This is a genomic window from Nocardia tenerifensis NBRC 101015 (genome assembly GCF_000308715.1).
Lineage (GTDB): Bacteria > Actinomycetota > Actinomycetes > Mycobacteriales > Mycobacteriaceae > Nocardia > Nocardia tenerifensis.
The window spans coordinates 1-9,301 of record NZ_BAGH01000384.1 but is presented as its reverse complement, the minus strand read 5'-3'; the positions used below and the strand labels follow the sequence as shown (position 1 = coordinate 9,301).

Annotated in this window: 11 protein-coding genes; 3 read left to right on the top strand and 8 right to left on the bottom strand. The window is 69.8% G+C overall.

The genetic code is table 11. The annotated features are described in order from the left end of the window. Positions 1 to 127: 127 nt before the first annotated feature. The 4 genes from ON39_RS30590 to ON39_RS30575 form a co-directional block, all read right to left on the bottom strand. The gene (locus ON39_RS30590) at positions 128 to 604 is read right to left on the bottom strand and encodes a Clp protease N-terminal domain-containing protein (protein ID WP_040739491.1); all 477 of its coding nucleotides are present in this window, start codon (positions 602 to 604) and stop codon (positions 128 to 130) included. A 2-nt stretch (positions 605 to 606) separates the two neighbouring features. Next, on the bottom strand, positions 607 to 837 hold the full coding sequence (locus ON39_RS30585; RefSeq protein WP_040739490.1) for a hypothetical protein: 231 nt from the start codon (positions 835 to 837) through the stop codon (positions 607 to 609). A gap of 62 nt (positions 838 to 899) precedes the next feature. Then, positions 900 to 1,631, bottom strand: coding sequence for a ZIP family metal transporter (locus ON39_RS30580; RefSeq protein ID WP_040739488.1), 732 nt, complete (start codon positions 1,629 to 1,631; stop codon positions 900 to 902). A gap of 78 nt (positions 1,632 to 1,709) precedes the next feature. Next, on the bottom strand, positions 1,710 to 2,264 hold the full coding sequence (locus ON39_RS30575; protein ID WP_040739494.1) for a TetR/AcrR family transcriptional regulator: 555 nt from the start codon (positions 2,262 to 2,264) through the stop codon (positions 1,710 to 1,712). 96 nt (positions 2,265 to 2,360) lie between these two features. Between ON39_RS30575 and ON39_RS30570 the strand changes: the two genes are divergently transcribed. After that, positions 2,361 to 3,713 carry a phthiocerol/phthiodiolone dimycocerosyl transferase family protein gene (locus ON39_RS30570; protein ID WP_169335935.1) on the top strand — a complete coding sequence of 451 codons (1,353 nt, stop codon included), beginning with the start codon at positions 2,361 to 2,363 and terminating at the stop codon, positions 3,711 to 3,713. Here ON39_RS30570 and ON39_RS30565 read toward each other — a convergent pair. Together ON39_RS30565 and ON39_RS30560 are read right to left on the bottom strand one after the other, a co-directional pair. Further along, a complete protein-coding gene (locus ON39_RS30565; RefSeq protein ID WP_083894793.1) occupies positions 3,655 to 4,944 on the bottom strand; it encodes an AI-2E family transporter in 1,290 nt (429 codons plus the stop codon). The two genes, ON39_RS30570 and ON39_RS30565, sit on opposite strands and share 59 nt — an antisense overlap. A gap of 102 nt (positions 4,945 to 5,046) precedes the next feature. Beyond that, positions 5,047 to 6,099 (bottom strand): NAD(P)-dependent alcohol dehydrogenase, encoded by a 1,053-nt coding sequence (locus ON39_RS30560; protein ID WP_040739485.1) that lies wholly within the window; start codon positions 6,097 to 6,099, stop codon positions 5,047 to 5,049. A gap of 175 nt (positions 6,100 to 6,274) precedes the next feature. On the opposite strand from ON39_RS30560, the gene ON39_RS30555 reads away from it, so the two are divergent. Then, on the top strand, positions 6,275 to 7,354 hold the full coding sequence (locus tag ON39_RS30555; protein ID WP_040739484.1) for a S1C family serine protease: 1,080 nt from the start codon (positions 6,275 to 6,277) through the stop codon (positions 7,352 to 7,354). Positions 7,355 to 7,384: 30 nt separating this feature from the next. Here the strand turns inward: ON39_RS30555 and ON39_RS30550 are convergent, their stop codons facing one another. After that, positions 7,385 to 7,954 carry a vitamin K epoxide reductase family protein gene (locus tag ON39_RS30550; protein ID WP_040739483.1) on the bottom strand — a complete coding sequence of 190 codons (570 nt, stop codon included), beginning with the start codon at positions 7,952 to 7,954 and terminating at the stop codon, positions 7,385 to 7,387. After that, positions 7,951 to 8,727 (bottom strand): DsbA family protein, encoded by a 777-nt coding sequence (locus ON39_RS30545; RefSeq protein ID WP_040739481.1) that lies wholly within the window; start codon positions 8,725 to 8,727, stop codon positions 7,951 to 7,953. Before ON39_RS30545 ends, ON39_RS30550 begins: the two co-directional genes overlap by 4 nt. A 179-nt stretch (positions 8,728 to 8,906) precedes the next feature. Between ON39_RS30545 and ON39_RS30540 the strand changes: the two genes are divergently transcribed. Beyond that, positions 8,907 to 9,301, top strand: a 395-nt coding sequence (locus ON39_RS30540) for an LLM class flavin-dependent oxidoreductase (RefSeq protein ID WP_040739492.1), incomplete at its 3' end; no start/stop codon positions are given.

The window sequence follows — 9,301 nt, the reverse complement described above, 5'->3', positions numbered from 1 at the left end:
CGGGAAGGCGGCCTTTCCTACGTCTGGTCGGCCTCGGAGACGTCGCGGATCTCGCTGACGACGCCGGGGAGACGGCGGTCGCGGACCGCCTCGTCGAGCAGTCGCTGGACTTCGGAGTACTCGGCTATCACGCCGCCGCGAGGGCGCGCTCGACCGTGGCCTGTAGCTCGGCCCGGTCCACGCCGGCGAGGACGAGCGTGCGCGGCACCGTCCCGACCTCGGCGCGCAGAATACCGAGCAGCAGGTGCGCGGGTTGCAGGTCGCGTTTGCGCGCGACGGAGTGGAAACCGCGCTCCAGCGCGAGTTTGGTCGACGCGCCGACATTTGGGTTGCCCCTGCGATAACCCTGTGCGCGCGGCACATTCAGCTCCGCGAGGGACACTCCGGCCGCGCCGAGGCTGTGCTCGAACTCGCGGTGCAGCGCGTCGCGCAGCGCCTGATGGTCGAGTCCGACCGAGGCCAGCATGCGCTGCGGTTCGGTGCCCACCTGCGCGGCGATCGCGAGCAGCAGGTGCTGCGCCTCGATGGTGGCAGACCCGTCGCGCTGGGCCTCGCCGCCGCCCTCGGTGAGGACCGTGTGCAAGTATTCGTCGAATGAGGTCATGATCAGCGCCTCCTCAGGCTGACGCCCGCGGCGATGAGCCGCTTGGCGTGTTTCTTGTGCACCGCCTGCCGGGTCACGCCGAGCGCCTCGGCGACCTGCGGCCAGCTCCAGCCCGTCCGCATCGCCTCCTCGACGGCCGAGTCCTCCAGTTGATCGGCCAGGCGTCGCAGCGCGACCACGGCCGCGAGCCGGTCCGCGGGCCCGCCGGATTCGGGGATTTCGGGGGTTGGCATGCGAGCAACTTTAGTTGACTAAATCAAGGATGGTCAACCGTAGTTGCTAAAGGCTCGGGCACTCAATGGTTCAGCGCCGCGACGAGCAGCATGAGGGTCGCGCCCGCCACGGTGCAGGCGAGCGTCAACCGCGACGGGTGCACGGCGTGCGCCTCGGGGAGGATGTCGGCGGTGGCCAGATACAGCAGGAAGCCCGCGAAGTAACCGAGGTAGAGCCCGGCCACGCCCTCCGGAACGTGGATGACGGTGCCGAGCACCGCGCCGACCACGGGGGCGATCGCGTCGAGCGCGAGCAGCGTCAGCGCCCGCCTGCGCGCGTTGCCGTACAGGGTGGAGATGGTGAAGGTGTTGAAACCGTCGGCGAAGTCGTGCGAGATCACGGCGATGGCCACCGCCGCGCCCACCGTGGCGCCCGCCTGGTAGCCGAGGCCGATGCCGAAGCCGTCCAGCAGGCTGTGGAAGATCAGGCCCGCCGCGGCGAGCAGGCCGACCGACTCGAAACCGTGTGTGTGCGTGCCGAATTCCTGCTCGTGCCCGGTGTGGATGGCCACCGCGCGCTCGAGGACGTGGATGGTCAGGAAGCCGACCACCGCGGTGACCAGCACGGCGGGCACGCCGAGCACCTGCTGGCGAGACTGCTCGAGGGCCTCGGGCAGCAGGTCGAAGAAGACCACGCCGAGCATCACGCCGGCGGCCAGGCCGAGCACCAGATGTTTGCGGTCGCCGATGCGCACCGCGACGAAGCCACCGACCAGCGTGGCGCACATCGACACCAGCGCCAGCAGAATCGCCATCGTTCCAGCATGGGTGATCGGCACGGGCGGGAACGGTAGCACGGGCTCGCGAGTTCGCCGGGCGCTCACCCGGCGCGCTCAGGCCGGGTCGACCGCCTCGGCCAGGGTCCGCAGGCCCGCCGCGATGGTCGCGGCCGACGGCGCGTTGTCCGGGTCGATCAGCCACTGGATGAGCAGGCCGCCGATCATGGTCTGCAACACCGCGCCGACGGCGGGATCCGGTGCGGCGCCGTCCATTACGTGCGCGAGCGCCTCGCGCGCCTCGCTCTGCGCGGCGCCGAGTTCGGCGCGCAGCTCGGGGGAGTGCAGCGCCTGCACGAAGCTCTCGATATTGGCCGACCACAGCAGCCGCTCCTCGGTGAACGAGCCGATCAGCCGTTCGAGGAACGCGCGCAGACGCACCGCCGGATCGGTGTCCTCGGCGGGCAGCGACTCCAGGATCGCCTGCACCGCAGTCGAACTCGACTCCATCATGGCCTGGCTCAGCAGCTTGTCACGGGTGCCGAAGTGGTAGTTGATCGCGGCCAGGTTGGTGCCGGACGCGGCCACGATGTCGCGCACGGTGGTGCGGGCGTAGCCGCGCTCGGCCAGGCACCGCTTGGCCGCGGCGAGGAGGTCTTCTCGGGTTCCCACCTCCGCACGATAGCAGTCCGGCATACGTGTGTTTGTGACGACTGTTTCAAACAATTGTTTGTGACATACGTTTGAAACACGCGTATGGTCGACGCCATGACCGCTCAGCGCCCTATTTCCCCCTTCGAATCCACGTTCTTCGGCACCGGCACCAAGCTCGGCAGCGTGCCCACCGCGGGCATGCCGCTGTTCATCGGCTCCACCGTGCACGGCGCGTTCGACCTCGAGATCCTGCGCCTGGTGCTCGCCGAACTGGCCGCGGCGCATCCGCTGCTGCGCAGCACGGTGGTGACCGAGGCCGACGGCACGCGACACTTCCGCCGCGACGACGACTATCGCCCGCGCCTGGACATCGCGGACGGCGACGAGTCCGACTACCTGCGGCTGGTGAACGGCCCGCGCGACTGGTCCGACGGGCTGTTCCGCGCGCAGCTGCTCCGGTCGGGCGAGCGCGAGCAGCTCGTGCTGGTCATCCACCACGGCGTCTCCGACGGCCGATCGGCCTTCGCGCTGCTCGCGCAGCTGTGGCGGCGCTACACCGCGCACATCGCTGGAACGCCGCTGCCGGTGCATGATTCGGCGCAGTCGTTGCCCGCGGCGGTGGATACCCGGCTCGCCGAGGTGTTCTCCGACGCCGAGATCGCGGAGTTCCTGGAACTGGTGCGCGCGGGGATGGCGATGATCGATCCGGCGGCGGCGCCGCGGCAGCTGCCCGACGACGGGGACGGCGTCGGCGACGACCCGCTCGGCCGATTCGCGGTGCGCCGCATCGAGCTGGACGCGGCCGAGACCGCCGCGCTGGTCGATTCCGCTCGCGCACAGGGCATCTCGGTCAACAGCCTGCTCGCGGGCGCCGCGCTGGTGGCGTTCCGGAGGCAGATCGACTCCGGCACAGGGGCTTTGCCGCTGATGTGCGGGCACGCGGTGGACGTGCGCGGCGAGCTGACGCCGCCCGTGGCCGCGAGCACCATGGCGAACTTCGCATCCGGCGTGGGCACTCCGGCCGAGGTGGAGCCGGACCACAGCCCCTTCGATCTCGGGCTACTGGTGACGGCGGGCATGCGCGCCGCCGTGGAGCGGCGCGAGGCCGCCCGGTTCCTGCTGGCCGCGCAGCGGGTCACGGACCCGGCGGTGGCCGCCGCGTTCGCCGCCCCGCCCACCCTCGCGATCTCCAATATCGGCCGCCTGCCCGGGTATTCGACGCCGCCCGGCGTCCGGCACATCCGCGACGACGTCTTCGCGATGGGCCCCGGCATGCCGCCGAAGCTCACCGTCTTCACCGTCGGCGACCGGCTCACCGTCCAGGTCGAGCACGACACCGCGTACCACAGCCGCGCGCAGATGGGCGAGCTCACGCTGGCGCTGCTCGAGCAGCTCGGCAGGTGCGCGGCTACTCGTTCTTCGGCCGGCCATCCTTCGGTCGCTCAGTCTTCGGCCGCTCGGTCTTAGCTCGCTCGGCTTTTCGCTCGGTCTTCGGCCGCTCCGGCGCGTTGAAGCGAATGGTCAACTGCCGAGCCCACTTTCGATGCGGCTTCGGTGGCGGCGGCGGCAACGGTGCGCTCAGATCGACGTCGGTCTGCACCTCGTAGCGCCGAATGTAGGCCCCGGAGAAGGCCTGCACGGTCGCGGTGACCGGAATGGCGAGCAGGGCGCCGGTCGGCCCGAGCAGCGCGGCGCCCGCCAATACCGCGCCGAACGCGACGGCGGGGTGCATGTCCAGGGTGGTCGCGGTGATTCTCGGTTGCAGCACATAGTTTTCGAACTGCTGATAAATCAGGATGAAGCCGAGGATCCACAGCGCGTCGGAGGGGCCGTGCACCAGCGCGACGACGACGGGCAGCGCCCCGGCCAGATACGTGCCGACGGTCGGAATGAACTGGGACACGACCCCGACCCACAGCGCGAGCGCGAAGGCCGACGGTATGTCGAGCGCCCGCAGGGCGACGTAGTGCGCCAGCGTCGAGGCGAGGGCGAGCAGTCCGCGCGAGTAGATGTAGCCGCCGGTCTTCGCCACCGCGATGTCCCAGGCGCGCAACACATGTCGCTGCTTGCGCGGCGGCAGCAGCGAGCACACGGCGTTGCGGAAGCGCGGGCCGTCGGCGGCGAAGTAGTAGGTGAACAGCAGCACGCCGAGGGACTGGAAGACCACGCCGACGGTCCGGGTGCCGATGTCCCAGGCGTTGCCCGCCGCGCCCTCGAGGTACTTGCTCCAGTTGCTGGTGTACTTCTCGAGGTCGGTGCCGGACAGGTGCGTCTTGAACGTGTGGTTGACCCAGTCGATGCCCTCGTCGGCGTACTGCGGCGCGTTGTTGACCAGGGTGGTGACCTGATCGATCAGCAGCGAGCCGAGCGTCCAGAAGAAGGCGAAGACGACCGCGATCACGACCAGGAACACCACGCCCGTCGCGGGCCCGCGACGCATCCCGCGGCGGGCGAGCCAGTTCACCGCGGGCTCGATGGCGAAGGCCAGGAACAGCGAGACCACCAGAATGGTGAGCAGTCCCCGCAACCGGGTCAGCGCCCAGAAGCCCGCGAGCAATCCGGCCACCGTGGCCGCGGCGAGCAGGAACGCCCGCAGCAGCCACGGCGGCGGAGCGGTCGTCATCTCCGCGGTGACCACGGCCTCGCCCGTGGGCACGTCGGCGGGGCGCGTCGCGTTGTCGTTTTCCTCCGAGGACACACGCCCAACGTACCCACGTTCGAAGCGCCCACGCCCGCAACATGCCTCGTCGCACCCTGGGGAAGGAGAGAGCGGAAGGCTCGGCGAAATCGGTCCGCGGAACTACATGGTCGACACGTCGATGACGAAGCGGTACCGGACGTCGCTGGCCACCACACGGTCGTAGGCGCCGTCGATCTCATCGGCCGAGATCACCTCGATCTCCGCGCCGATGCCGTGCTCGGCGCAGAAGTTCAGCATCTCCTGGGTCTGCGCGATGCCGCCGATCATCGAGCCCGCCAGCGAGCGCCGGAAACCGGTGACGGTGAACGGCTTGATGCTCATCGGGTTCTCCGGCAGTCCGAGGATCACCAGGGTGCCGTCGAGGCCGAGCAGCTTGAGGTAGTGGTCGATCGGCAGGTCGGCCGAGACGGTGTTGAGGATGAGGTCGAACCGGCCGCGTAGTGCGCGGAAGGTCTCCCGGTCGCTGGTGGCGTAGTAGTGGCTCGCGCCGAACAGCTTTCCGTCGTCCTGCTTGCTGAGCGAGTGGCTGAGCACGGTGACCTCGGCGCCCATCGCCGCCGCGATCTTCACCCCGATGTGGCCCAGCCCGCCCATGCCGACGATGGCCACCTGCTTGCCCGGCCCGGCGTTCCAGTGCCGCAGCGGGGAGAACAGCGTGACGCCCGCGCACAGCAGCGGCGCCGCCTGGTCCAGCCCGATCCCCTCGGGGATGCCGACGACGAAGCCCTCGGTCACCACGATCTGAGTGGAGTAGCCGCCCATGGTGTACCCCTCGGGCTGGACGGCCGGGTCGACCACCGAGTTGTAGGTCATGGTCGCGCCGCGGGTGCAGTACTGCTCCTCGTCGGCCAGGCACGGGCCGCACTTGCCACAGGAGTTCACCATGCAGCCGACGCCGACGCGGTCGCCCACCTTGTACTTGGTGACCGCCGAGCCGACCGCGGCGACCAGGCCCGCTATCTCGTGGCCCGGCACGCACGGGTACCTGGTGCCGCCCCACTCGTCGCGCGCGGTGTGGATGTCGGAGTGACAGATGCCCGCGTACTTGATGTCGATCAAGACATCGCGCGGACCCAGGTCCCTGCGCTCGATGGTCACCTTCTCGAACGCGCCATCGGCGGCGGACAGAGCGTACGCGGCAGCTGTTGTCATGCATACATGCCTACCGTCGCATCGCCGCGGTTGCCAAACATGACACATAACGGACATCGCGGCAGCGCGGACACGCGGGTATATCGAATGGTGCGGGCCGCGATCCGCACCGTTTCTGATCTACGGTGAAGATCTCCGGCCACAATGGGATTCGCGGACGGCGAGGCGGAGAGCGATGAGTGAGCAACGGCCCGGGCGGCGCGCGCCGGCGATGATCGTCGTCGCGCTGCTCGCCGTGGCCGCGTTCCTCGGCTACCGCGGCGAACTGCCCTGGCCCAGCGGGGCGAGCGAGGTCGCCGCGCCGATCGCCGAGCCCGCGCCGCCGCTGGATCCGCTGGCGGTCGCGGCCCTCGTCGACCCGGCCCTGGTCGACATCAGCGCCTCCACCAAGCCCTTCGGGCTCGGCGCCGCCGGGTCCGGCATCGTGCTCACCGCCGACGGCCAGGTGCTGACCAGCCATCACGTGATCAAGGGCGCGGACACGGTGACCGTCACCGACGTCGGCGACGGGCGCGAGTACGACGCCGTCGTGCTCGGCTACGACGCCGAGGCCGATATCGCGCTGCTCGCGTTGACCGGCGCGGCCGGGTTGGCGACCGCGCGGATCGGCAACTCGGCCGAGGCGCGGGTGCGCGACGAGGTGCTCGCGATCGGCAACGCGGGCGGGGTCGGCGGCACGCCGACCGCGATCCAGGGGACGCTGACCGATCTGGACAGCACCATCGTCGCGCTCAACGCCGCGGACCTGTCGCGCAAGCCGCTCACCGGGATGCTCGAGGTCGCCGCGGCGGTCAGCTCCGGCCAGTCCGGCGGCGCGCTCGCCGACCGGGCCGGCGCGGTGATCGGCGTGATCGCCGCCGCGTCCGGCGACGCGACGCGGGCGAGCCGGGCGCCCAACGGCTACGCGGTGCCGATCGACACCGCGATGCGCGTGGTCGCCCAGATCCGCTCCGGCACGCCGACCGAGACCGTGCACGTCGGCCCGACCGCCACGCTCGGCGTGCTGACCACCGACGCGAAAACCGGTGGGGCACGGATAGATCTGGCGATCTACGGATCACCCGCCTACGCGGCCGGGCTGACTCACGGCGAGGTGATCGCCGCCGTCGACGGGCAACCGGTCACCTCGGCCCGCGCGCTGCACGCGGCGATCAACGTGCGCAAGCCCGACGACGCCGTCCGGCTCGAGGTCCTCGACCCCGCGGGTGCCTCGCGCACGGTCACGGTGGTGCTGGCACTCGGCCCGCCGAACTAGGTCCTCGCCGGCCGGGCTTCGATACAGCGCCTAGACCAGCGACAGCCAGTAATCCTGGAACCGCAGGAAGATCAAGAGCAACACGACCGCGTAGAACAGCGCGACGATCGTCCACCGCCACTCCGCCAGCACCCGCAGCGGGCCGCGCGACCCGCCCCAGAGCTGATCGGTGACCACCGCGAGCAGCGGGGTGATGATCGCCCACACCACCATGCAGTACGGGCACAGCGCGTTGATCCGGTACAGGCTCTGGAAGATCAGCCAGCAGATGAACACGACGCCGAGCAGGGTGCCGATCCACAGGCCGCCCCAGATCCACCGGGGAAACGCCACCCCGGCCACCGACAGCACCCCGAGGGTGACCACCACCGAGAAACCGGCGATGCCGAGAATCGGGTTGGGGAACCCGAACAGCGCGGCCTGCTCGGTCACCATCACCGAGCCGCAGGACAGGATCGGATTGATGCTGCACGACGGGGTGTAGCCCGGTTCGGTGAACAGCTTGAACCGCTCGATGGTCAACGCCATCGCGGCCAGCCAGCCCAGGAGCCCACCGAGCAGCAGTATCCAGGCGCCCCGGGATGGGGCGGCGGGGGTCACTGCGCCGCGGCGGCGGCGATCGCGGGTGCGAGGCCGCCGGGGGTCATGAGTTCCTGGTTCGACTTGATCTGCTTGCCGTTGACGAAGACCGACGGGGTCGACTCGATGCCGCTGTTGAGCACGTCGTTGGTGCGAGCCTGAATGTACTTGTCGTACTTGACATCGGTGATGCAGCTCGCCACCGAGTCCGGGTAGCCCGCGTCCTTGGCGATCTGCACCAGCTTCTCGTTGGGCAGACCCGCGCTGCCCTCCGGCGGCTGCTGGGCGAACATGGAGGTCACCCAGGCCATGTACTTGGCGGGGTCGGCCTCGGCGACGCAGTACGAGGCGTTCGCCGCGCGGGTCGAGTAGCGGGTGCTGGACATCCGGTCCAGGAACGCGATCACGTTGTACTCGACCGCGATGGTGCCGTTCTTGACGTTCTCGTCGAGCACCTGCGAGTTGGCGCTCTCGAAGCCCTTGCACGCCGGGCACTGCAGGTCGGCCACGACCCGGACGGTGACCTTGGCGCCGGGCTTGCCGATGCGGATCGAGCCGTTGTCGGTGATCGTGCCGGTGAGGCCGTCCGCGTTCTGGTTCGCCGACGCCGCGATCGACGGGGTCGGGCCGGGGTCGTCCTTGCGGGCCTTCTTCACCGCGACACCGATGCCGATCGCCGCGATGAGCGCGACCAACACGGCGGCCACGGCCACCTGGATGAAGATCTTGCGGTTGCGGTCGCTGCGGTCCGCCGCAAGCAGCGGGTTCTTCTTCCCACCCGGGTTCTTGCTCACCGTGCGTTCACCACGCCTTTCGGTCGACTGCCGGTACCTGCCGCCACGATCGTAGATTCACCGAACTCGTCCCCGGTTCCTCGGGCCACGGCCCACATCATGGCCGGTGATCCTGAGAGATTCCGAAATATCGGCCGCAACATGGCCGCGAATATCCCGGACCGGGTAGGAATGGTCGGATGACTGTCATCGGCGCCGTCTTTCGTCCCCAGAATCCGCCCGAGCGGTTGCGCGAGGTGGTCCGTGTCGCGGAGGAGTCCGGGCTCGACGAACTGTGGCTCTGGGAGGACTGCTTCCTGGAGAGCGGAATAGCCAGTGCCGCAGCGGCTTTGGCGTGGAGCGAGCGGCTGCGCGTCGGCATCGGGCTGCTGCCCGCGCCGCTGCGCAACGTGGCGCTCACCGCGATGGAGACCGCCACCCTGGACCGGTTGTTCCCCGATCGGCTGGTGCTCGGGGTCGGGCACGGGGTGCAGGACTGGATGGGTCAGGTCGGCGCGCGGGTCGATTCCCCAGTCACGTTGCTCGGGGAGTACCTCGACGCGTTGCGGGCGTTGCTCGCGGGGGAGCGGGTCAC

Excerpts from the sequence above, each read along its gene's own strand:
- ON39_RS30580 (WP_040739488.1), bottom strand. The coding sequence starts at position 1,631 with ATGGCGATTCTGCTGGCGCTGGTGTCGATGTGCGCCACGCTGGTCGGT.
- ON39_RS30560 (WP_040739485.1), bottom strand. The coding sequence starts at position 6,099 with ATGACAACAGCTGCCGCGTACGCTCTGTCCGCCGCCGATGGCGCGTTC.
- ON39_RS30590 (WP_040739491.1), bottom strand. The coding sequence starts at position 604 with ATGACCTCATTCGACGAATACTTGCACACGGTCCTCACCGAGGGCGGC.
- ON39_RS30555 (WP_040739484.1), top strand. The coding sequence starts at position 6,275 with ATGAGTGAGCAACGGCCCGGGCGGCGCGCGCCGGCGATGATCGTCGTC.
- ON39_RS30585 (WP_040739490.1), bottom strand. The coding sequence starts at position 837 with ATGCCAACCCCCGAAATCCCCGAATCCGGCGGGCCCGCGGACCGGCTC.
- ON39_RS30570 (WP_169335935.1), top strand. The coding sequence starts at position 2,361 with ATGACCGCTCAGCGCCCTATTTCCCCCTTCGAATCCACGTTCTTCGGC.